General features: G+C 30.9%; 18 protein-coding genes. 6 read left to right on the top strand and 12 right to left on the bottom strand.

Annotated elements, in window-relative coordinates; translation table 11 throughout:
* Nucleotides 1-14: 14 nt before the first annotated feature.
* Nucleotides 15-1445: an O-antigen polysaccharide polymerase Wzy gene (gene wzy, locus FVE75_RS02085; RefSeq protein ID WP_232052588.1), complete on the bottom strand. Its 1431-nt coding sequence runs from the start codon at nucleotides 1443-1445 to the stop codon at nucleotides 15-17.
* A gap of 250 nt (nucleotides 1446-1695) precedes the next feature.
* Here wzy and FVE75_RS10870 point away from each other — a divergent pair, with 250 nt between their 5' ends.
* Nucleotides 1696-1866, top strand: coding sequence for a hypothetical protein (locus tag FVE75_RS10870; RefSeq protein ID WP_172618756.1), 171 nt, complete (start codon nucleotides 1696-1698; stop codon nucleotides 1864-1866).
* Between the two features lie 453 nt (nucleotides 1867-2319).
* On the opposite strand, the gene FVE75_RS02080 is transcribed toward FVE75_RS10870, so the two are convergent.
* Nucleotides 2320-2658 carry an AbrB family transcriptional regulator gene (locus FVE75_RS02080; RefSeq protein ID WP_147004968.1) on the bottom strand — a complete coding sequence of 113 codons (339 nt, stop codon included), beginning with the start codon at nucleotides 2656-2658 and terminating at the stop codon, nucleotides 2320-2322.
* A gap of 397 nt (nucleotides 2659-3055) precedes the next feature.
* On the opposite strand from FVE75_RS02080, the gene FVE75_RS02075 reads away from it, so the two are divergent.
* From FVE75_RS02075 to FVE75_RS02060, 4 genes are all read left to right on the top strand, one after another.
* Complete coding sequence (locus tag FVE75_RS02075) at nucleotides 3056-5053, top strand: elongation factor G (protein WP_147004967.1); 1998 nt, start codon at nucleotides 3056-3058, stop codon at nucleotides 5051-5053.
* 97 nt (nucleotides 5054-5150) lie between these two features.
* Complete coding sequence (gene cobU / locus FVE75_RS02070) at nucleotides 5151-5738, top strand: bifunctional adenosylcobinamide kinase/adenosylcobinamide-phosphate guanylyltransferase (RefSeq protein WP_147004966.1); 588 nt, start codon at nucleotides 5151-5153, stop codon at nucleotides 5736-5738.
* A 193-nt stretch (nucleotides 5739-5931) separates the two neighbouring features.
* Nucleotides 5932-6357: a 5-formyltetrahydrofolate cyclo-ligase gene (locus tag FVE75_RS02065; protein ID WP_232052587.1), complete on the top strand. Its 426-nt coding sequence runs from the start codon at nucleotides 5932-5934 to the stop codon at nucleotides 6355-6357.
* A gap of 309 nt (nucleotides 6358-6666) precedes the next feature.
* Nucleotides 6667-8019, top strand: a complete 1353-nt coding sequence (locus FVE75_RS02060) for a spherulation-specific family 4 protein (RefSeq protein ID WP_147004965.1) — start codon at nucleotides 6667-6669, stop codon at nucleotides 8017-8019.
* Between the two features lie 55 nt (nucleotides 8020-8074).
* Here the strand turns inward: FVE75_RS02060 and sufU are convergent, their stop codons facing one another.
* The 5 genes from sufU to sufC all read right to left on the bottom strand — a co-directional run bounded on the left by sufU (nucleotide 8075) and on the right by sufC (nucleotide 13206).
* Nucleotides 8075-8515 carry a Fe-S cluster assembly sulfur transfer protein SufU gene (gene sufU / locus FVE75_RS02055; RefSeq protein WP_026746833.1) on the bottom strand — a complete coding sequence of 147 codons (441 nt, stop codon included), beginning with the start codon at nucleotides 8513-8515 and terminating at the stop codon, nucleotides 8075-8077.
* Between the two features lie 42 nt (nucleotides 8516-8557).
* On the bottom strand, nucleotides 8558-9763 hold the full coding sequence (locus FVE75_RS02050) for a cysteine desulfurase (protein ID WP_147004964.1): 1206 nt from the start codon (nucleotides 9761-9763) through the stop codon (nucleotides 8558-8560).
* An 86-nt stretch (nucleotides 9764-9849) separates the two neighbouring features.
* The gene (gene sufD, locus FVE75_RS02045) at nucleotides 9850-10977 is read right to left on the bottom strand and encodes a Fe-S cluster assembly protein SufD (RefSeq protein WP_147004963.1); all 1128 of its coding nucleotides are present in this window, start codon (nucleotides 10975-10977) and stop codon (nucleotides 9850-9852) included.
* A gap of 41 nt (nucleotides 10978-11018) precedes the next feature.
* The gene (gene sufB, locus FVE75_RS02040; protein WP_172618755.1) at nucleotides 11019-12431 is read right to left on the bottom strand and encodes a Fe-S cluster assembly protein SufB; all 1413 of its coding nucleotides are present in this window, start codon (nucleotides 12429-12431) and stop codon (nucleotides 11019-11021) included.
* Between the two features lie 28 nt (nucleotides 12432-12459).
* Nucleotides 12460-13206, bottom strand: coding sequence for a Fe-S cluster assembly ATPase SufC (gene sufC, locus FVE75_RS02035; protein ID WP_021744694.1), 747 nt, complete (start codon nucleotides 13204-13206; stop codon nucleotides 12460-12462).
* 484 nt (nucleotides 13207-13690) lie between these two features.
* Here sufC and adhE point away from each other — a divergent pair, with 484 nt between their 5' ends.
* Entirely contained in the window at nucleotides 13691-16318 is a 2628-nt protein-coding gene (gene adhE / locus FVE75_RS02030) for a bifunctional acetaldehyde-CoA/alcohol dehydrogenase (protein WP_147004961.1), read from the top strand.
* A gap of 71 nt (nucleotides 16319-16389) precedes the next feature.
* Here adhE and FVE75_RS02025 read toward each other — a convergent pair whose 3' ends face one another.
* From FVE75_RS02025 to ppc, 5 genes are all read right to left on the bottom strand, one after another.
* Nucleotides 16390-17742 (bottom strand): sensor histidine kinase, encoded by a 1353-nt coding sequence (locus FVE75_RS02025; protein WP_147004960.1) that lies wholly within the window; start codon nucleotides 17740-17742, stop codon nucleotides 16390-16392.
* Between the two features lie 53 nt (nucleotides 17743-17795).
* The gene (locus FVE75_RS02020) at nucleotides 17796-18467 is read right to left on the bottom strand and encodes a response regulator transcription factor (RefSeq protein WP_147004959.1); all 672 of its coding nucleotides are present in this window, start codon (nucleotides 18465-18467) and stop codon (nucleotides 17796-17798) included.
* Between the two features lie 287 nt (nucleotides 18468-18754).
* On the bottom strand, nucleotides 18755-19072 hold the full coding sequence (locus tag FVE75_RS02015; RefSeq protein WP_147004958.1) for a PepSY domain-containing protein: 318 nt from the start codon (nucleotides 19070-19072) through the stop codon (nucleotides 18755-18757).
* A gap of 78 nt (nucleotides 19073-19150) precedes the next feature.
* Nucleotides 19151-19726 (bottom strand): PepSY domain-containing protein, encoded by a 576-nt coding sequence (locus tag FVE75_RS02010; RefSeq protein WP_147004957.1) that lies wholly within the window; start codon nucleotides 19724-19726, stop codon nucleotides 19151-19153.
* Nucleotides 19727-19883: 157 nt separating this feature from the next.
* Nucleotides 19884-22685 carry a phosphoenolpyruvate carboxylase gene (gene ppc / locus FVE75_RS02005; RefSeq protein WP_147004956.1) on the bottom strand — a complete coding sequence of 934 codons (2802 nt, stop codon included), beginning with the start codon at nucleotides 22683-22685 and terminating at the stop codon, nucleotides 19884-19886.
* Between the last annotated feature and the right edge of the window lie 303 nt (nucleotides 22686-22988).

Below are 22988 nucleotides of genomic sequence, written 5' to 3'. Positions count from 1 at the left end.
AACTCCCTAAAAAATCAAATTAATTCCTTCTTTTCCGCAATTTTCCTATACATGTAGTCAAAACTGAAAATTATCACATAAACTGCTATTAGCATTGCCATATTTTTTATTAGACCTTCTCCGAAGAATGAGCCTCTTGGGATATAAAATAAATTTGGTATGAAGTAATAGCTTGTTAATAATAAAAATCTATTTTTTACAACATATTTTTCGTATTTTATAATAAAAATTCCAAGCAGAATTGAAATTACAATTAACCAGAAGTAGCCTAAATCATACATTTCTGCAATATAGTTTGAGCCGATTCCTTCCCCTTTTAAATAAGCACCTGAATTTAGGTAATATGTTAATTTATCCGCAATGGAGTTGGTTGTGGCAAGCGTTTCCAGCGACTGTGGCTTAAAGCCGAATATTCCCTGCAAGATGTAGGGGTAGCTTCCGTTCCCAACAATGCTGTGCTTAAAATTGATTGTGTAGCCAAGCACAAGATAACTTACTCCTTGAGAAAATAGAAAATTAAAAATTGTGTTTACCAAATCCAGACTGAATATTTTTTTACTTCGCACAGACACCAGAATTTGTGAAAAAATCACGGTAAATCCTACTAATTTTACCATCGTCTTGGCTTTTATCCTGATTCCATAGACTTTTGCGTAATACCACATTATAAAAAGCAGCTGTGTCAAAAATATTGCTCTTGCCCCCTTGAACGAATCCAGCAGTTTTACCATAAGATAAAGTGAAGAAATTGTCAAAAATTTTCTTTTGGATGGAATTGAAATTAAAAATATCAAAAATCCAATTGTCATTACTGTACCAGAGCCTTTTGTAAATGCAGGATAATCAACTCCTTTTAAAATTCCAGTATAATAAGCCTCGTATCCAGCCCGCAAAATAACCCTTAGCTGAATAAACATCTTGTAGGCTAAAGCAGGCAATGAAATTATAAACAGAGCCATTCCGACATTCGTAAACAGCCTTCTGCTTTCAAGCATAACACTGCTTCTAATCTCATTAATCTTCTCATTTGAAATCGCAATGAAAAATCCTAGATGCGTAAACAGTAACACTAGCAGAAAAACATTTATTATCTCATTTCTCACATCATAAAAAAAATAAAAATTAGCAAACTTCGTAGCCCATCCAAACTCCCTATAATTCACAATATCCAGAAATATCCTTGTAAAATTAAACAAAAACAGCGTATACAAAAAAATCATATACGAATTTAGCCACTCCAAATAAATTTTCGCCGTAAAAAACGTATAAATATAAACACCCATAAGCAGACATTCCAAAAATTTCATCTCCAATGCTTCATTCTTAAAAGTAACTACATTTTTCAAAAACAGCACAAACGCAATAAAAAATATATGAAATATCAAAAACCCAATTTTATCTTTTTTCATCAATTTACCTCTATTTTTCAAAATTTTTTCTTCCATTATTTTCTTCTAAAATTTTATCATATCGGTATTAAAACTTCAATCAGAAATGTTGTATTTTAATATAAAATCTATCTTTTAGATTATTTAATTTTTTACTTTAAAATCGTTTTTATTTACTAAATAAAAATTTTAAATCTAACAACTTTCTAATGAAATCCAAAAAAAAAAAAAAAAAAATGATATAATTCAATATAAACAATACTTTTTAAAACAATAAACAAAATAATACAAAGGAGCTGATTTTTATATGAAAAGTCTATTTAAAATTTTGATTATCGCTATGCTTGGATTAAGTGTTGTCGGATGTGAATTGCTTGATCCAAAAGGATGGGAAAGAGCACGTCAAAAGGCAGCTGAAAGAGGAAGAACATGTTATGAATATTCTAGCGGATATATACATTGTGAAAATACTAAATAAAATATTAATTTATGAATTGATGTAACAAAAATACAAAGTTGAAATATTTGTTTTAGGGAAAATTGCTCTATATAAAATTTTGAGTAATTTTCTTTTTTATTTTAAAAAATTGATTTATCTTCTCTAAATAATTCAAATTAACAGAACTTTTATTCGTTCTGACAAGTAAAAAGAAAAGTCTTGAAGTTGGAAAATCTGGTAATAGGTGTTGTGTAGCTATTTTTAATTATTGAGATAAAGATTTACTACAATATAAGAAATTTAAAGTAATAAGTAATCTCATGAAAAAAGAAAAAGTGTAATAAAAATACTAAAAACTGCTATTAAAAAAATCAAATCTTTCACAAATTACTTGAAAAATTTGACTTTTTTCTTACACTATTTTATTGTGACTTTAAATATTTTTTTAAAGTTTTGCCGCACCAGTGGATATAATCACTTCCGTTTCCATTATTAATCCTCCCCAAATACATCCTCATAACTTACTCCGTTTTTTTCCGTGTCTGATATTAATTTCTGGATTGCAGGCTTGATATTATTTTTTCTCACTTTAAATTCCTTTAAAAGTTCTTCTCCTGAATATCCTTCCTTTATCAAGTCCTCCAAAATCAAATCTGAAAATTCCATATCTTCATTTTCTTTTACAGGCGTTACAATCAAAGAGCCTTTGCTAACCTTTATTTTTGCCTCTTTTGTAAAACCTAGATATTCCATAACTTTTTTAGGAATTGTAATCTGATTTTTAGAAGAAATTGAGATTGTCTTATTCATTTCCAAAATATTACTTTCCATAAAAAAACTCCTTTTTTGGTTTCTTTGTTTCTTGGTAAAATTATAAACCTAATTTCAGGTTTTGTCAATTTAAATTTCAAATCAAAATACCAATCAAATATTTATAATTAGTCTTTGTTGAGTAAATTAAAGTATTAGTCTAATCATAAGTATTGTAAAATAATTTTAATTATTGGGATAAAGATTTAAAGTAATGAGTAAATCCGTGAAAAAAGAAAAAATGTAATAAAAATAGTAAAATCTACTACTAAACAAAGCCTAATACTAAATATTCATTATAAAATGGAAATACATTTTAAATATAAAGAAAATTAACTTGATTTTTTCTAATTTCAAGTTAAAATTTAATATAGAATAGAATTCGTTAAAATGGAAATATATATAGGGAGGAAATGTTATGAGAATATATGACAGCAGTAACATTAGAAACATTGGTATTTTGGGACATAGCGGTTCTGGAAAAAGTAATATGGTGGAAGGTCTGGAATTTACAGCAGGGCTTGCCAGCCGTATTACAGGTAGTGAAAATGATACTAAGATTACAAGTTCTCTCAGTCTTCATGCCATAGAATATCAGGGGACAAAATATAATTTTGTAGATATTCCTGGCTATAGTGATTTTTTTGGAGAAGTTGAATCTGGACTTGCGGCAGTTGATGGAGCTATTATTATTGTTGATGGGACTACTGATTTGACAGTTGGTACTGAAACGGCTCTAGAACTTACAGACAGCAGAAATATTCCACGATTTATCTTTGTAAACAAAATCGACAATGAAAAGGCAGACTATGAAAAGATTCTTTCACAATTAAGAGAAAAATATGGAAAACGAATTGCTCCATTTCATGTGGCTTGGGGAAAAGGGGATGGATTTAGAGGTCATATTAATGTAGTTGATATGTTTGCAAGAGAGTTTGATAAAGGAAAAAATGAGTGCAAGACTGTAGATATGCCAGCTGATATGGACAATCAGATTAATCCTATTCGTGAAATGCTGTTAGAAGCTGTTGCAGAAACAGATGAGGAACTAATGGATAAATATTTTAATGGAATTGAATTTACAACAGCTGAAATTCATCGAGGGCTTAGACAGGGAGTGCTTGACTGTTCAGTAATTCCTGTTATTTGTGGTTCGACTTTAAAAAATATCGGACTTCATACAGCTTTTGATATTGTAAAGGACTTTTTGCCATCGCCTTCTGATAATCAAAAGATACAGCCTGAAAAAAATGAGTTCGTTTGCCAGATTTTCAAGACAACTATAGATTCTTTCCTTGGAAAAGTTTCTTATGCCAAAATTTATTCTGGCGAAATCAAGCAAGACAGCGAGGTTTTTAACATTAATAAAAAAACGAAAGAAAAAATTGGAAAAATAAATACATTTGTAACAAATAAAATGGAAGAAATTCAAAAAGGAATTGCAGGAGACATTGTCGTATTCTCAAAATTTAACAGCACAGGTACTTCTGATACATTATCAGCAAGTGAGAAGGAAACTTCATTAAAAGACATAACTTTTCCAAAACCACAGTTATTTGTGGCAATAGAGCCTCTAAATAAAAATGATGATGAAAAAATGTCATTAGGACTCAATCGTCTAATGGAAGAAGACCCAGCATTCAGATGGCACAGAAACCTTGAAACGAACCAGACAATTCTCGGAGTACAAGGAGAACTTCATTGTGCCACAGTTATCGAAAAATTAAAAGCAAAATTCGGAATAACAATAAAAACTGTAGAATTAAAAGTTCCGTACAGGGAAACAATTAAAGGTACTTCTGATGTTCAGGGAAAACATAAGAAACAGTCTGGAGGACATGGACAATACGGAGATGTATTAATTAAATTTTCACATATCGACGACGAAGATTTTGTCTTTGAAGAAACAATCACAGGAGGAAGCGTTCCAAAATCATATATTCCAGCGGTAGAAAAAGGATTAAGGGAATCTCTTAAGGAAGGGGTGCTGGCAGGTTATCCTGTAACTAACATAAAAGCAGTTTTATACGACGGATCATATCACGATGTTGATTCCTCTGAACTGGCCTTCAAAATTGCAGCAAACTTGGCCTTCAAGAAAGGAATGCTTGAGGCAAAACCTATATTGCTTGAACCAATTATGGAGCTTACAATCATTGTTCCAGAAGAATACATCGGAGATATAATAGGAGATATTAACAAAAAACGTGGAAAAGTAATGGGAATGGAGGCTCACAAAGGAACAAAACAAAAAATTACTGCTGAAGCTCCAATGTCTGAAACTTTCAAATATGCAAACGAATTAAAGGCAATCACGCAGGGACGTGGATACTTTGAAATGAAACTCATAAGATACGAAGAATTAATAGGAGATTTGGCACAAAAAGTAATTGAAAGCAGAAAAAATAGAAATTAACTAAAATTTTTTCAGAAAAAGAGAGAAATTTAACAATGTATTTTTCTCTTTTTTTGAATATCAAACTACTAAATTATGAATACGAAAAGGAGAAAAAATGGGATTAATTTTTGTTACTGGCGGAGCAAAAAGTGGGAAAAGCAAGTTCGCAGAAGAAATGCTGCTAAAATTAAATAATGGAAAACAGGAAAATATATATTTAGCGACTTCAATTGTCTTTGATGAGGAAATGAAGGAAAAGGTGAGACTACACAAAGAAAGACGTGAAAACAATTGGATTACCGTCGAAACTTACAAAAATTTTGAAATTTCATTAAATCATTTTTTTAAAAATAATAATGAAACACAGCACAACATGCTTGTAGACTGCCTTACAAATATGGTTACTAATATAATTTTTGAAGAAAGAGATATTGACTGGGATAATTTTGATAAAAATTTATATGTTCAAATTGTGGAAAAATTAAATAAAAATGTGGAAAATTCGGTAAATGAACTTCTTAAAGTCAGTCAAAATTTTGAAAATGTAATAATTGTATCAAATGAACTGGGAATGGGGCTTGTTCCAAGTTATCCTCTTGGAAGGTATTTTCGTGAAATTGCTGGAAAAATGAATCAGATTGTTGCAGAAAAGGCAGATGAGGTATATTTTGTAGTTTCCGGAATTCCAATGAAAATAAAATAATTTAATAATAGACGGGATTTTATAAAGGAGAATTTCCATATGAAAAAAACAAAAACAGATTTACAAATAAAAAAGATAAAATTAGAAAAGAAATTCTGGCAAAAAGGAATATTCTTTCTGATAAAGATATTAATAAAAAAGTGATTTAATTATAAAAAATTTGGTTTCATATATTGAGAATGTTCAAAATATTATGATTTTTATGGATATGAAAACCGAAGTCAAAATCACAAAGCTACTAGAACTTTATCCAAAGAAAAATTTTTTTATTTCTAAAATTACAAATAGCAAAAATAGAGAAATGAAAATTAATAAATATAATAAAAATGAACTTATTTTACACAAATTTGGATATTATGAATCTTCTTCCAACGACTTTTATGATGAAGAAATATTGGATGTTGTCATTGTTCCTGCTCTTGCCTTTGATTCTAAGAAAAATCGGATTGGGTTTGGTGGAGGATATTATGACACTTTTTTGGAAAAAGTCAGAAAGAAAAATAATAAAGTTCTGTTTATTGGAGTTTGTTATGATTTTCAGATAATTGATAGCGTTCCAACTGAAAAACACGATATAACTTTAGATTTTGTAGTTAGCGAAAGTAAAATTATAATCTAACTCTGTTCTCGTTTTAAAATAGAATTGCTATATATAATTTTTACAAAAAAATATAAAAAAATAAATTTTTTTCCTTGAAATTATAAAAAAAAAATGATATTATATATTGCTAAAAAAAGAAAAGATTTGAATAGTGTAACATTAAAATATAAACTCTATTAGATAAGTTGGATATATTTAAGGATTAGAGCATATTTCAATTCGGACTACAACTAAAACTGAATCAGTCCGAATTTATTATTTTAAAATTTTTTATTGGTCATAAAAAAGTCTTTTAAGAAGACTAAAATTTTAGAAAGGAGAGTTATTATGAAAAAAAAGTTGAAAAATAATAATTTTTTGATTCCATCCTTTTTAGCAGGCATAACGGGCTTGGGCTTTGGAAAAGCAGTAAACTCGAATAATAATCCATCCATAAATATTTCAAGTGGCAATTCATTTTCAAATAAACAAAACTTGTTGAATAACGAAAATATTGAATTTTCAAAAAATGAAGAAATTTACGATATTATAAAAAATAATTTAAAAAATGAAAACGAATTTAAAGTGGATTTTAGCTATACAGATGGTTTTCATAAAAGCAAGGATGATGATAAAAAAAATAATCACATCATAGATAATGAATTTGCAGAAAATGAAGCAACGATTCCTTATGTAATTATCAATCCTGCAAATGGTCCTTCTGACAAGGCTGATTATGACTATGTTGTTCAAATTAAAAAAAACAAGGATCTTGGAATTAAAAATCTTGGATATGTAACCACAAATGAGTATACTAAAAGTATCAAAAAAGTATGTTCTGAAATTGACAAATATATACATTTTTATGGCTCTGATAATATTTCTGGAATTTTCCTTGATGAAGTTTCATCAGGTACAAATCCATTAGAAATTGATTATATGGCACAAATATATAATTATATAAAAAATAAGTATCCCGACTCAATCATAGTCGCAAATCCTGGAGGAACAGTAACAGACGAGATGTCTAAATACTCTGATTTATGGCTAACGAGTGAAGTATCTGCAAATAACTACATCAATCATTGGACTCCAAGAACTTACAATTTTGAAAATAATCCTGAAAATGCAAGCCGTATTGTCCATGTTGTTCACTCTGCAGCACCAGAACAGTACGAAACTCTACTAAAATTGTCAAAAGAACGAAATGCAGGATTTTTGATGATTACAACCGATGTTCCAAACGTTCCTTATGAAAATTTGCCACAAAATTTTGAAAACTTAATATTATCAATAAACAATCCTGAACTTGAAAATCTTTCAAATACAAGAAATGATTTAACTGAAACATCAGTATTAGATAATTCATACATAAAATCCGAATCTACTGATTCAAAAAATTCTACATCCGAACAAATTGTGAAAAATATCCAAACGGAAAACTTCAATTATAATTCAGACCAGTTAGTATCTTCTGGAAAATACAGTATCACTGGAAATCTTGAAATATCAAGCCTTGATTTTTGGAAACTTTTGGATTTTCATTATAAAGACAGCGTAAAAAATTTTTCTAAAAATGTATTCAATTCCCATTTTGACTTTGGATACAGTATTTTAGAAGAATTTATTTTAAATGCTTCAAATAAAATAAGTAAATCTGGAGATTTTGAAATTGATTTTAACAAGAACTGGAATATTTAACAAAAAAATTAGCTGTTTCATAAATATCATGATACAGCTTTTTTATATTATTATTCTACTTTTCACTCTTATCCACAATTACTTTTAATGAATGCCAGCTAAGTGTCGCACATTTTACTCTTGCAGGCATTTGAGCCACATATTCCATAAGAACAGCATCTCCTAATTTTTTACTTTCTTCACTTGTCAATTTTTCTTCCTGCTTCATCATTTTGAAAAACAAATTTACTTTTTCCTTTGCTTCTTCCATTGTCTTCCCTTTTACCAAGTCAATCAGCATAGCCATAGAAGCCGTTGAAATAGCACATCCGCTTCCAATAAAAGCGGCATCTGTTATTACTCCATTTTCATCAGTTTTTATTTCAAGTGTCAAGTCATCTCCACAGTTTGGATTATGCCCACGTTCTGCAAATGTCGGATTTTCAATTTCACGGTTTAGTTCCTTACGTCTGCTGTATTCCAGTATTGTCTGCTGATATATTTTTTCTAAATTCATATTAAACCTCCTTTTCAAATTTTTTTCTTTTATTTATTTTTCCTATAATTCAAAAACTTCCTTCACTTTTAAAAGCCCTTCTATCAGTTTATCAATATCCTCTTCATTGTTGTAAATGCTAAAACTCGCACGGCAGCACGAAGGCACTCCTAAATACTTCATTAAAGGCTGTGCACAATGATGCCCCGAACGAACTGCCACATTATACGAGTCAAGTATAAATGCTACATCATGAGAATGCACATTTTTTACATTAAAGGCAATAATTCCAGCGCGCTCAACATCTTTTGTAAAATATGTTTCCACAAAATCTAGCTTTTTCAATTTTTCTAAAGCAATTTCAGTAAGAGAGTTTTCAATTTCATTAATTTTCTCATAACTTACTTCTTCAATAAAATTAATTGCCTCTTCCAGAGTTACTGCTCCTTCCACATTCTGAGTTCCACCTTCAAATTTATTTGGAAGCGGCGCAAACGTTGATTCCTCCTCTGTTACAAATTCAATCATATCTCCACCATATAAGAAAGGCGGCATTTTGTCAAGAATATCCTTTTTTCCGTACATAACCCCAATTCCCATTGGCGTAAATAATTTATGTCCTGAAAATACAAGAAAATCTGCATCCAATTTTTGAACATCGTGTTTAAAATGCAGCATAGATTGTGCAGCATCCACAAGAATGCGTATATTTTTATTTTTGTTTCGTGCAATTTCAATAATTTCCTTTATTGGCTGAATAACTCCTGTAACATTTACCACAGCGGAAATAGCCACAAGTTTTGTTTTATCTGACAATTTATTTTTAAAATCTTCAATATCAAATTGTCCATTTTCAGTAAGATAAACAAACTTTATCCTAGCATTTTTCTTTTTAGCCACAAACTGCCAAGGGACAATATTTGCATGATGATTTGAAATTCCTAGAATTATTTCATCATTTTCATTTATAAATTCCATTCCGTAAGAATAGGCGATTAAATTAATTGATTCTGTCGTATTTTTTGTAAAAATCACTTCTTCAGGATATTTTGCATTGATAAACTTCTTTACAGTTTTACGTGCATTTGACATCAAGTTTGAGGCTTCCATGGACAAAGTATGCGAACCACGCCCTGGATTACCGTTATATTTTTCATAGTATTCCATAATTTTATCCATCACTCTTTTGGGCTTTTGTGAAGTCGCCGCTGTATCAAGATAGTGATTATTTCTATTTTTAAATATTGGAAATTCTTTTCTGTAGTCCATTTTTCCCTCCCTATACAATTTTACCCACAAGCAATACAAAAATTATATCACTTTGTGGGTAATTTTTCAAATTCATATTTTTTATTTTAAATTCTTCTTTCCAGTTCTTCAAATAATTTTTCTCTTAATTTTTCATCATCAATGTTATCCATTATTGGACGGAATGAAGATTCTACTATTAATTTTTTTGCTCTTCCTTCAGAAAGTCCACGGCTCATTAGATAAAATAATTTTGATTCATCAACTTTTCCGACAGAAGCAGCGTGTTCTCCGATAACATCATCTTCGCTACAGAATAATGTTGGAATAGAGTCAGCCTTTATTTTATCATTTAACAAAATGGCGAATTCCCCTTCACGTCCTTCAGACTTGCTCGAACCTTGCTTAAAGTAAAGGTTTCCACGAAATACTTTTTTAGCAGTATCTTTTACAGCTCCTCTTCCTTGAAGCTCACCAACTGTTCTACGTCCACGGAATACTACTGAATACTCCAAGTCCAGCTTTCTGTCCTCATCAGCAAGATATGCAGGCCATACATAAACTTCTGATGAATCTTCCTCAAGATAAGATTTATGGCTTATTGCATTAATCTTTCCACCTAGTTCAACGCTGTAATATTGAGTTTTTCCTTGACCCAAAGTTTCAATTTTTGATGACTCAAAATTAGAACTTTTTGTATTTAAAGTTTGTATTTTTATAATTTTTACTTCTGCATTTCTTCCAGTGAACACTTTTATAATTCCATTGTGATAAACTGGTGTGTCGTCTTCTGAATCATAAGTAATAATTACCGTAACTTTTGCAAAATCTTCTACTTCAATAACATTGTAGTCAACTAGAAAATTATTTTCTTTATTTGCCCGATAATTTAAGTAAATTGGCTTTTCAATTTTTTTTCTTTCAGCAATTTTTAGGTACTTCCCTTCATTGCAAAAAGCAAAATTCTGTGTCTTAAAAAAGTCTCCTAGTCCATATTCATTATCATTTTTTAATCTTTCCAGCTCATCTATCGAGTCACTAATATTTTTTATAGTAACTCCTTCTTGATTTCCATGCTTTATTTCTAGATTATTAAATTTCTTAAATGTTTCAGGCTCTTCGTATTGATAGCCTACTCTTGTCCAATTAACTTTTTCAAGCTTTTTATATTGTTCAAACTTTTCGAGTCTGTATTCACTATTTTCAAGATTTTGTATGCTTGATTTTTCTAACATTTTTGCTCCTTCCATTTTTCAGCAATTTGAGTTTTGCCTGTTTATCCGATTGTTCCTTCCAGTTCCAGCTCTATCAATTTATTAAGCTCTACAGCATATTCAAGTGGCAGCTCCTTAGAAATTGGCTCAACAAATCCTCTTACAATCATAGCCTTTGCTTCATCTTCGCTTATACCTCTTGACATAAGATAAAATATTGCTTCGTCGCTTATTCTTCCGATTTTTGCTTCATGTCCAATATCAACGCTATCATTATTTATATCAATTATTGGTATAGTGTCTGAAGTTGATTCATTATCCAGCATTAATGATTCACATTCTACAGTTGATCTTGCTCCAGTTGCTTCTGGCAATACTTTTAAAAGCCCTCTATAAAATGCTGTTCCTCCATTTTTGGAAATTGATTTTGAATGAACTGTTGAACTTGTCTGTTTTCCTTGATGAACAATTTTACATCCTGTATCCAAATATTGTCCAGCCGCTGCAAATGTAACTCCTGTAAATTCACATCTTGAACGATCACCTTTTAGAATACTCATTGGGTAAAGCATCGAAACTCTTGATCCAAATGATCCAGAAATCCACTCAACTACTCCATCATCTTCCACTATTGCTCTTTTTGTATTAAGATTGTACATATTTCTTGACCAGTTCTCAATTGTTGAATATCTTAATCTTGCCCCTTTTCTTACAAACAATTCAACCGCTCCTGCATGCAATGCATTTTTTTGATATTTTGGAGCAGAACATCCCTCGATATAGTGCAAATCAGCTCCTTCGTCCACAATAATAAGCGTATGCTCAAATTGTCCTGCTTCAGGTGCATTCAATCTAAAGTATGATTGTAAAGGCATATTTACCTTTACTCCTTTTGGAACGTAGATAAATGATCCTCCAGACCATACTGCTCCATGTAATGCCGCAAATTTGTGATCATTAACTGTAATTAATGTCATAAAATATTCCTTTAGCATATCTTCATATTCTACCATAGCAGTTTCAATATCTGTATAAATTACACCTTGTTCTTTCAATTCTTTATGAATGCTGTGATAAACTACTTCCGAATCATATTGTGCTCCTACTCCTGCAAGTGACTGCTTTTCAGCCTCAGGAATTCCAAGTCTGTCAAATGTATCTCTTATATAACTTGGTACATCATCCCAGTTTTCATTCATAGGTGCTGAATCAGGTTCTAAATAATGCACAATATCATTTACATCAAGATCTGATAAATCTGGACCCCAGTCAGTCATAGGTTTTGAATTGTAAACTTCTAATGCCTTTAATCTAAATTCTTTCATCCACTCAGGCTCATTTTTTCTTTCTGAAATTTTTTTGATAATTTCAGGAGTAAGTCCCTTTTCAGCCTTATATTTATAATGTCCTTCGTCTTTTATATCATAGACACCACGTTCAATGTCTGCAACATATGTTTTTTTTCTATTTTCCATTATTCCCACACTTTCTATTCTGTATTAATTATAATCCTAATTCTTCCTTCATTTTAGCATAACCATCTTTTTCAATGCTTTCAACTAATTCCTGTCCACCTGTCTTAACAATTTTTCCATTCATCAAAATATGAACAAAATCAGGCTTTAAATAATCCAGCACTTTATCATAGTGTGTAATTATAAGTAAAGCTGTATCTTTAGTCTTTAATTTTTGAACACCTTCAAATACAACTTTTGTAGCGTCAATATCAAGTCCAGAATCAGTTTCATCCAGAATAGCCAATTTTGGCTCTAAAACTGCCATCTGTAAAATTTCATTCTTTTTCTTTTCTCCACCAGAAAACCCAACATTCAAATGTCTATCTGCATATTCAGGATTAATGTGAAGTTTTTCCATTTTTTCCACTAATTCATTATGAAATTGCATTAAATACTGCTTTTCCCCAGTAACAGCCTCTTTTGCCGTTCTCAAAAAGTCCTCCACAGTAAGCCCTGGTATTTCTTCAGGATATTGAAATGATAGGAAAATTCCTTTTTTAGCTCTTTCATCAACAGCATCTTCATTAATATTCTCTCCATCCAAAATAATTTCTCCATCAACTAATTCGTGTTTTGGATGTCCCACAAGAATACTTGCAAGCGTAGATTTTCCAGCTCCATTAGGCCCCATAATTACATGAACTTCTCCTTTGTTTATAGTCAAGTTCAATCCTTTTAGAATCTCTTTCCCTTCTACTTCAGATTTTACATTTTTCAATTCTAACAAACTCATGTTAATTTTACCTCCAAAATATTTTATATATAAATTTATTTGTTTTACAAATTAAATTACACTTTATATTCTATCAAAAATTTGTAATAAAATCAATTATGAAAATTTTACTATTCTAAAATTACAATACTTTATTACACAAATATAATGCTAAAATTTCTTATAATTATTATAAATTTTTCAAACCAAATACAAAAATCTAATATTTTCAAATATTCAAAATACAATTCCAACAAACCAATCAAGTTTTTATACAGCTACAAGTTTCCAAAATTTATTAAATTTAACTCAAAAACAAAATAAATTATAGCCAATTAACTATTGAATCATATATATAAAAGTCAACGAAATTTCTTCTCATTTTATGCTGAAATTACCATAAAATAAGAAAGTGAAAAAAAACACTTGAGTTTTTTGATAAAATAGAGTATTATATAAATTGTAAGGAATGTAACAAAATATATGCTTTATTTTAGGAGGAAAAATGGCAGTAGTTAAGGATTTAGAAAGTTTAAAGGAACTTATTCAAAGAGTTAGAAAAGCTCAGGAAGAATTTGCAACATTTGATCAGGAAAGAGTCGACAAAATTTTTAGAAAAGTGGCTCAAAAAATGAATGATGAAAGAATTACTCTGGCAAATTTGGCAGTAGCAGAAACTGGAATGGGAATCGTGGAAGATAAGGTTATTAAGAATCACTTTGCTTCTGAATACATTTACAACAAATATAAAGATGAAAAAACTTGTGGAGTTCTGGAAGATGACAGATCTTACGGAGTTAAGAAAATTGCAACTCCAATAGGAATTATTGCAGGTATTGTACCAACAACAAATCCAACTTCAACAGCAATGTTCAAAACATTAATATCATTAAAAACAAGAAATGCAATAATATTTTCACCGCACCCAAGAGCAAAGCAGGCAACTATTGAAACAGCTAAAATTGCTTTGGAAACAGCAGTAAAATACGGAGCGCCAAAAGATATAATCGGATGGATTGACGAACCAAGCGTAGAACTATCAAGAGAACTTATGGCAAGTGCTGACTTAATACTTGCGACAGGTGGACCGGGAATGGTTAAATCTGCTTATTCATCAGGAACTCCTGCAATTGGAGTTGGAGCTGGAAATACGCCAGTTGTAATTGACAAATCAGCAGATATAAAAATGACTGTAAACTATATTTTAATGTCTAAAACATTTGATAACGGAGTAATCTGTGCAACAGAGCAATCTGTAATTATAGACAAAGAAATTTATGACAAAGTTAAAGCCGAATTTTTGAACAGAGGAGCCTATATCCTTAACGACGAAGAACTAAATAAAGTAAGAGAAGTATTATTTATAAATGGAAATCTAAACGCTGATATAGTTGGAAAAAGTGCATATGTTATTGCAGGTATGGCAGGATTTGAAATTCCAAAAAGTTCAAAAGTGTTAATTGGGGAAGTTGAGTCTACTGGAATTGAGGAACCATTTGCACACGAAAAATTATCGCCAGTGCTTGCAATGTATAAATCAGAAGATTTTGAAGATGGACTAAAAAAAGCTGATGAATTAGTAAAACTTGGTGGATTGGGACATACATCTTCATTATATATTAATTTAGCTGAAAAAGAAAAAATCGATAAATTTGGAAGATTGATGAAAACAGGACGTACATTAATCAATATGCCAGCATCACTTGGAGCAATCGGAGATGTATTCAACTTTAAATTAGAACCGTCATTAACACTTGGATGCGGTTCATGGGGAGGAAATTCTGTGTCAGAAAATGTAGGAGTAAAACACTTATTAAACGTAAAAACAATTGCAGAAAGAAGAGAAAATATGTTATGGTTCAAAGTTCCTGAAAAAATTTATTTCAAATACGGATCACTTCCGACAGCTTTAGAAGAATTGAAAGGAAACCACAAAAAAGCATTTATCGTAACGGATAAAGTATTGGCTGAACTAGGATATACAGAACATATTACAAAAGTGCTTGACAGCATACATATCGATTATAGAATATTCTCAGAAGTGAAAGAGGATCCAACATTAAGTTCAGCTCAGGCTGGAGCAAAAGCAATGCTTGAATATAACCCTGACATTGTTATCGCTCTTGGTGGAGGTTCTGCAATGGATGCTGCTAAAATTATGTGGGTATTGTATGAACATCCAGAACTTCGATTTAGAGATTTGGCAATGAGATTTATGGATATTAGAAAGAGAATTGTTGAATTCCCTGAAATGGGTAAAAAAGCTAAATTTGTTGCAGTAGCAACATCGGCTGGAACTGGTTCGGAAGTAACTCCATTTTCTGTAATTACAGATGATGAAACTGGAATCAAATATCCTCTTGCAGATTATGCATTGACACCAAATGTAGCAATTAACGATCCTGAACTTATGCTTACAATGCCAAAAGGACTTACAGTAGCTTCTGGAATTGATGTATTCACACATGCTCTTGAGTCTTATGTTTCAGTTATGGCGACAGAATACACAAAACCTTATTCAAAAGAAGCGGCTAGACTTGTATTCAAATACTTGCCAGAATCAGTAGAATTAGGTTCAAAAGCAATTAAAGCAAAAGAAAAAATGGCAAATGCCTCTTGCCTTGCAGGAATGGCTTTCGCAAATGCATTCTTAGGAATAAACCACTCGCTTGCACACAAACTTGGAGGAAAATTCCACGTTCCACACGGTATCGCAAATGCTATGCTTCTTGAAGAGGTTATCCGTTTCAATGCAGCTGAGGCTCCAACAAAGATGGGATTATTCCCTCAATACAGATATCCTGATGCAATGCAAAGATACGCTGAAATGAATGATTATCTAGGATTTGGCGGAAATACTAAAGAAGAAAAAGTAGAAAATTTAATTAAAGGAATTAATGAATTAAATAAAAAAATAGGAATTCCAGCAAGCATTAAAGAATGGGGAGTGCCTGAAAAGGACTTCTTGGAAGCTGTGGACGAAATGTCACTAGATGCTTTCGATGACCAATGTACTCCAGCTAACCCAAGATACCCACTAATGGATGAATTAAGAGAAATTTACTTGAAAGCTTACTACGGAAAAGAATGGGAAAATGAAAAAGAAAGAGTTGGAAAAATTTTAGGGTTCTAATCTATGTTTATGAAAAAAATAAAGTAAAAAAATAAGGGATTTTCTCAAAATAGAGATTATCCCTTTTAAAATTATTCTGTTTTAATAAATTTAGCAACAAATTTTGTTCCTTTGTTCAATTTACTTTCAACATCAATACTTGCATTATGCTGCTCAATGATTTTTGCAACTAATGAAAGTCCTAATCCAAAACCTTTATTTACTTTTTTGTTTCGTGAGTCATTTACTTGGTAAAATCTACCCCAAATAAGATTTTTATCCTCTTCTGGTATTCCAATTCCATTGTCTTCAATTTCCATAACACAATTTTCATTTTCTGAATATAATTTTACATTTATTTTATCTTTTGTAAATTTCATTGCATTATTAAGTAAATTGTCAAGCAATCTTTCAATCATTACTTTATCTGCGTTTATAAATATATTTTGTTCAATATTTTTTGAAACTTCTATATTTTTTTCACTTAAAAGATTTTTATAATCTTCTAATATTTTTTCCATTGTTTCTGAAAAATTTATCTTTTGCAATTCAATAACAGTCTGCTTTTCTATTTTGGAAAGTTCCATTATTTGATTTATCAGTTCCGACATTCTTTTTGCCTGACGCTGAATCACAGAAAAGGAGTCCTTTGCTTCTTCCACAGTGTCTGCATATTCCAGCGAATACTGGCTTTCTGTAAGTATAACACTCACAGGTGTCCGAAGTTCGTGCGAAACATCTGAACTGAACTGTTTTTCACGTATATAGGAATTTTCAAGCGAATTTAGCATTTCATTAAAGGTATCTGCCATCCTGTGTATTTCATCTTTTCCTTCATCAATTTTGATTCTTTTGGAAAAATCACCGTTTTTTTGAATTTCTGAAGCTGTATCTGATATTTTGGCTACAGGATTTAGAGCTTTTTTTACAATTCTGTATCCGCCATAAACTATTATTAGCAATAATAATGGACTTAAAATTAAAATTATAATAAGCAGTTTGCTTACTTCATCAGATAACTGATTTACTGGAACAATTCCTCTAACCCATTCTCCTCCAGAATTTTCTATTTTTTTATCGAAATAATAATATTTTTCTCCATTCTTTTCATAAGTTCTGACAGTATTTTCTTTATATTTTAATGTCAAATCAAATCCTCGTGGCGACATTCCGCCCATTTCTATCCCTTCGCTATTGTACTTAACAAAGTAAATCCCGTCATCAAATTCATCAAACTCATTAGGATCTGAAACCATCTCAACAGTCATTTCAATTACAGCCTCCATCAATTCCCGATGGTTCAAGTCTCCTGTCATCTTATTTGCAACGGTAAATGATACTGTTAGCATAATCGAAATTAAGATTACTACAAAAACAGTATACCAAAGAGTTACCTTCACAGTAATTGGAAAATCCCCCCAAATTTTATTTAATTTATTTTTCAAAACTCAATTATTCCTTTCTTTTCAAAAAATTCCTAATAACTAATTTATTTGAACTAATCCTCCTTTATAACATATCCAAGTCCTCTTTTTGTATAAATTATCTGTTTTCCATCTTCTATATCTATTTTTTTCCTAATATTTTTTATCAAAACGTCAATTATATTAGAATCTCCTTCATAATCAAAATCCCACACATGCTCCTTAATCTGATCTCTGCTTAAAATCCGATTTTTGCTTTGCATAAGGTATTCCAGAACTTCATATTCCTTTCCTGTTAATTCTATCTGCTTTCCAGCTCTTGTTACTGATTTTTCTGAAGTATCCAAAATCAAATCTCCTATCACAAGCTTATTTGAACTATTTCCATACTTTCTCCTCACAACTGCCCTAATTCTTGCCAAAAGCTCATTAAAGTCAAATGGTTTTACAATATAGTCATCAGCTCCCAAGTCAAGCCCTTTTACTTTATCATCTGCACTATCCCTTGCAGTAAGCATAAGAACAGAAGTATGATTTCCTTTATCCCTAAGTTTTTTTATAACTTCAAATCCATCTACTTTTGGCATCATAATATCCAGAATTACTAAATCGTATTCACTATATTCCAGATAATCTAGCGCTTCTTCCCCATCTAGCACGCTATCTACACTATATCCATTTTTTTTTAGATACCTTGTTACAACATTATTCAAATCTACTTCATCTTCTGCCAGCAAAATTTTCATATTTAATTCTCTCCTGTATTATTTTTAGCAAATGCTAAAATCTTAAGTTTCTATTATTCTAATATATACTCAAACCTATTTAAAATTAAACTACTAAAAATTATATAAATTTAGGGTTTGAGTAAAATAGTCATAACTTTTGAGTTTGGTTTTAAAGCAGTTTTACTATAAAAACTATAGCAATTTTACTATAATATATCACAAATTCCAAAAAATAAAAAGAGAGCAAACTGAAAACAGTAAATTTTCAATCAACCCTCTGCAAGAATATTTTTTAATTTATTTTATTAATCTCTTTCTGCTTTCCATTTTACAATGGCTCCAGTTACTGCGTCAATATCAAATTCGTATTCCCATCCATTGTAGTAGATTTCTCCTTCATAGACCATTCTTCCATTTTCTCTATCCAAATGGATTTCTTTTACGTGAGAACTGTTTGCTCCTGGCACTTTTTTCAATGCAATGTTCATTGCCCTGTTTACTCCAATGTAACTGTTTGAAGAAACGTTTCTGTTATATTTATTTTTGCTTTTTGCGTTTGCAGTCACTGATACTCCTAATACCATGATTCCTAATAATGCGATACTTAAAATTTTCTTTTTCATAATTTTTCTCCTTCTTTTTCATTTAATTTTGTTTTTTGATTTAAAAATTTTTGCAAGATTTTTTATTTATATTGTATTTTAATAATTTTTATTATAATGCTTTACTTGAGTTCCAATAATTTCTCCTGTTGAAGCGTCTATATCAAATTCGTATTTTGAATTATTGTAAAAAATTTCAATTTCATAAACTGCTCTTCCATAATCATGATCTAGTTCTATTTTTCCAAAATGGCTTTGATTCGCTCCTGGCACTTGTGCAAGTGCAATTGATTTTGCTTTTTCCATTGTTATAGTTTGCGAATTGTTCACATTGTTATTAATGTAGCCAGGATTATTTGAAATTTCATCTACTTTCCATTTTACAATATCACCAGTTACAGCATCAATATCAAATTCATATTCCTGTCCGTTATAATAAATCTCCCCTTCATAAACCATTCTTCCATTTTCTCTGTCTAAATTGATTTTTTTCACGTGAGAATTGCTTGCTCCTGGTACTTTTTTCAATGCAATATTCATTGCCTTATTTACTCCGATGTAATTATTTGAAGAAACATTTCTGTTGTATTTATTTCTGCTCTTTGCATTTACAGCTACTGATACTCCTAATACCATAATTCCTAATAATGTAATACTTAAAATCTTCTTTTTCATCTTTCTTTCTCCTTTAATATTCATTTATTTTTTTACTTTTCTCTCTTATCTTGAATACATTATAAAACAGTTTTATGAATATAAAATGAATGGAAAAAAAATTTTACAAAAAAAGGAACAGTCCTAATTTTAATTAGAAATATTCCTTTTATTTATATTATCCGCTGTTACGAAGTCCTGTTGCAAGTCCATTTATTGAAATGTGAATGGCTTTTCTCAGTTCTTCTGAATCGTCTCCGGCTCTTGAACGTTTTATTAATTCAATTTGTAAATAATTCATCGAGTCAAAATATGGCAGACGATTTCGTAGGCTGCTCACTAACTCTGGATTATCTGCCAGTAAAACATCATTTCCTGTAATTTTTTTCAAGATATCAATTGTTAAAATCCACTCTTTTTCTATTTCCTTAAAGATTTTTTGTGCTGTTTCCTGATCACTTGCCAGTTTTACATATTCTGCGAAAATTGATAAATCTGTTTTTGATAGAACCATGTCAACATTTGAAATTGTTGAACGGAAGAATGGCCATTCCTTATACATTTTCTGCAAAATTTCCAATTTTTTATCATCATTGTCAATCCATTTTGTAAATGCTGTTCCAACACCATACCATCCTGGAAGCATTATTCTTGCTTGCGACCAAGAGAATACCCATGGGATTGCTCTTAGGCTGTCTAGTGATTGTGTTTTTTTACGTGAAGACGGTCTTGAACCAATATTCAGCCCTGAAATAAAGTTTATTGGCGTAACTTCAAAGAAAAAGTCTGAAAATCCGTCTGTATTGTAAACTAAGTCACGGTAAGCGTAGTAACTTAATTCTGAGACATTTTCTATTATTTTTTCATATTCTTCCCAGTCTGCATCTTCTTCTGTCAATGCACTTGATTCAAGCGCTGCTGAAACCAATGCCTCCAGATTTTTTAATCCTAAATCAGGATTTCCGTATTTTGCACCGATTACTTCTCCCTGTTCTGTAAGTCTGATTGTTCCGTCTGTACTTCCTTCAGGCTGTGCTAAAATGGCTTCGTAGCTTGGACCCCCACCACGTCCTACTGTTCCTCCACGTCCATGAAAGAATGAAATTTCCACGTCAAATTCACGTCCGATTGCAGTCAGCTCTTTTTGTGCCTTGTATAAAGACCAGCTTGAACTTAAATATCCACCATCTTTGTTACTATCTGAATATCCTAGCATAACTTCCTGTTTTCGACCTTTTTTATCCATCCATTTTTTCACTAACGGCAAATTAAACCATTTTCTCAAAATATCAGGAGCCGCAATTAAATCTTCCACTGTTTCAAAAAGCGGAACAATCTGTAAATCGCAAAATTCATTTCCTTCATTTCCTTTTGCAAGATTGGCTTCTTTTAGTAAAATAGCTATCTCTAGCATATCTGAAACACTTGTTGCATGAGAAATCAGATTTTTTTCAATAATTTTACTTCCAAAACGTTCTCTCAAAGATTTTGCCTTTCTGTAAATTGCAAGTTCTGAAGCCAGTATTTCACTTTGTGGAATTGTCGGATCACTTAAAATTCTAGGGTCATGTTCCAATTCCCGCAGTAAAATCTCACATCTTGCGTCTTCTGACAGACTCAAGTAATCTCCTAAAATATTTGCACTTTTCAAAAGTTCAGCAACACATATTTCATGAACGCTGGAATCTTGTCTTAAGTCAATTGTTGCAAGGTGAAATCCAAATATTTTTGTAGCACTGATTAGATTGTTTAATTTTCCTTGCGTTAAAAATTCACTATTATTCTTTTTAAGTGATTCTGCCACAATTACCAAATCATTTGTAAATTCATTAGCTGACTTGTAAGGAAGATCAATTCCATTTTTTCTTTTTGGCGGTAATAAGTCACGGTTGTAATCACACAATTTGTAGGCTGTTGCAAGAAGTCTGTCTGTTATTGTTGTCAATGCACGACGATATGGCTCGTGTGTTCGATGCGGCGAAACTTGTCCTGAAGCCTCTGCCAAGTTTTGCAGTTCTTCAGTTACGTTTGTCATTGAAATAGACATTGATAAATCTCTATAAATTTCTCGAACTACATCCAGATAATGCTGGAATAATTTTATAGCCTGCTCTTGTGCCGACTGCTCCAGTGTATTTACTGTAACATAAGGATTTCCATCTCTATCTCCACCAATCCACATTCCCATAGTAAGTGGAAGCAGAGCTTGAGATTTTACTTCAGAATTTCCTAATGTTTTTGAAATTTCCTGAAATTTATTCATAAGCCTTGGAATTTCATTAAAAAATGTAATGTTGTAATAACTTAGAGCATTACTTATTTCATCTGTTACACGTAATTTACTAGCTCTCAACATTGAAGTTTGCCACCAGATTTGAATACCACGGCTTAAATCATTAAGCCATTCATTTTCATCAATTTGATGAGATTTTACATTTTCATATTTATCCAGAATATCAGTTAATTTTTTTGTCAAATCCAAAATACTTTTTCTTTGAACTTGTGTCGGATGTGCCGTTAAAACTGGAACAATTGAGACCTTTTCCATAGCCTTCAATATTTTATCTTGACTGATTCCCTTTTTCTTCAAATTTTTTAGTGATTTTTCAAGAGATCCAATTTGCGGCTTGTTGGAAATCTTTGCATATCGCTGTTCATGAGTCTGATACACATCTTCAGCAATATTCGCAAGTGCCGAAAAAATCGAAAAACCTCTTATTACACGTAAAATTTCCGCATCAGTAAGATCCGAACAAAAAGACGATAAATTTTTTCTAGCCTCCTGTTTTTGTGTTTTATAATATTTACTAGAAGCTTCTTTCAATTTTTCAGTAACTTCATAAATATGTAAACCCGCATATCTAAAAATCGTTTCACCTAGAAGAGTTGCAAAAAGTTCATTATGAACAAGCAAATCCTCCTGATGCTTATCAAGTTTCACTGATGGTAAAGGAGTTATCGGTAAATTTTTTAAATTCATTTATTTCACACTCTCTTTCTTTTTTAACATTTATATATTTATCATTTATTCTCCAATTTTTTTTAAATATTTCATCTGTTAAATTATACCATAAAAAAGGCTTAGATTAAATAGCGATTTCAAATTATTACAAAATGTGATATAATTTTAACAAAATATGAAAAATTTATAAAAATATTTTTTTAAAATAATTTTGTTATTTTAGTTAATTTAAGTAGCCTTTTTATATAGTGAATTTATTATTTAAATTATTTTAAGCAGGGAGATCAGAGGCCATCTCCTCTGTTTCGCAATAACAGTTAT

This window comes from Leptotrichia hongkongensis, from assembly GCF_007990635.1.
GTDB lineage: Bacteria > Fusobacteriota > Fusobacteriia > Fusobacteriales > Leptotrichiaceae > Leptotrichia > Leptotrichia hongkongensis.
Note: the sequence above shows the minus strand (reverse complement) of the source record. Positions and strands in the feature narration are given on the sequence as shown.

Bases quoted from the DNA above. Each gene is read 5' to 3' on its own strand.
- FVE75_RS02020 (WP_147004959.1), bottom strand. From the start codon at position 18,467: ATGAAAATTTTGCTGGCAGAAGATGAAGTAGATTTGAATAATGTTGTA.
- FVE75_RS02075 (WP_147004967.1), top strand. From the start codon at position 3,056: ATGAGAATATATGACAGCAGTAACATTAGAAACATTGGTATTTTGGGA.
- sufC (WP_021744694.1), bottom strand. From the start codon at position 13,206: ATGAGTTTGTTAGAATTGAAAAATGTAAAATCTGAAGTAGAAGGGAAA.
- sufU (WP_026746833.1), bottom strand. From the start codon at position 8,515: ATGAATTTAGAAAAAATATATCAGCAGACAATACTGGAATACAGCAGA.
- FVE75_RS02015 (WP_147004958.1), bottom strand. From the start codon at position 19,072: ATGAAAAAGAAAATTTTAAGTATCGCATTATTAGGAATCATGGTATTA.
- FVE75_RS02010 (WP_147004957.1), bottom strand. From the start codon at position 19,726: ATGAAAAAGAAGATTTTAAGTATTACATTATTAGGAATTATGGTATTA.
- FVE75_RS02060 (WP_147004965.1), top strand. From the start codon at position 6,667: ATGAAAAAAAAGTTGAAAAATAATAATTTTTTGATTCCATCCTTTTTA.
- FVE75_RS02065 (WP_232052587.1), top strand. From the start codon at position 5,932: ATGATTTTTATGGATATGAAAACCGAAGTCAAAATCACAAAGCTACTA.
- adhE (WP_147004961.1), top strand. From the start codon at position 13,691: ATGGCAGTAGTTAAGGATTTAGAAAGTTTAAAGGAACTTATTCAAAGA.
- sufD (WP_147004963.1), bottom strand. From the start codon at position 10,977: ATGTTAGAAAAATCAAGCATACAAAATCTTGAAAATAGTGAATACAGA.
- ppc (WP_147004956.1), bottom strand. From the start codon at position 22,685: ATGAATTTAAAAAATTTACCGATAACTCCTTTACCATCAGTGAAACTT.
- sufB (WP_172618755.1), bottom strand. From the start codon at position 12,431: ATGGAAAATAGAAAAAAAACATATGTTGCAGACATTGAACGTGGTGTC.
- FVE75_RS10870 (WP_172618756.1), top strand. From the start codon at position 1,696: ATGAAAAGTCTATTTAAAATTTTGATTATCGCTATGCTTGGATTAAGT.
- cobU (WP_147004966.1), top strand. From the start codon at position 5,151: ATGGGATTAATTTTTGTTACTGGCGGAGCAAAAAGTGGGAAAAGCAAG.
- FVE75_RS02050 (WP_147004964.1), bottom strand. From the start codon at position 9,763: ATGGACTACAGAAAAGAATTTCCAATATTTAAAAATAGAAATAATCAC.
- wzy (WP_232052588.1), bottom strand. From the start codon at position 1,445: ATGGAAGAAAAAATTTTGAAAAATAGAGGTAAATTGATGAAAAAAGAT.
- FVE75_RS02080 (WP_147004968.1), bottom strand. From the start codon at position 2,658: ATGGAAAGTAATATTTTGGAAATGAATAAGACAATCTCAATTTCTTCT.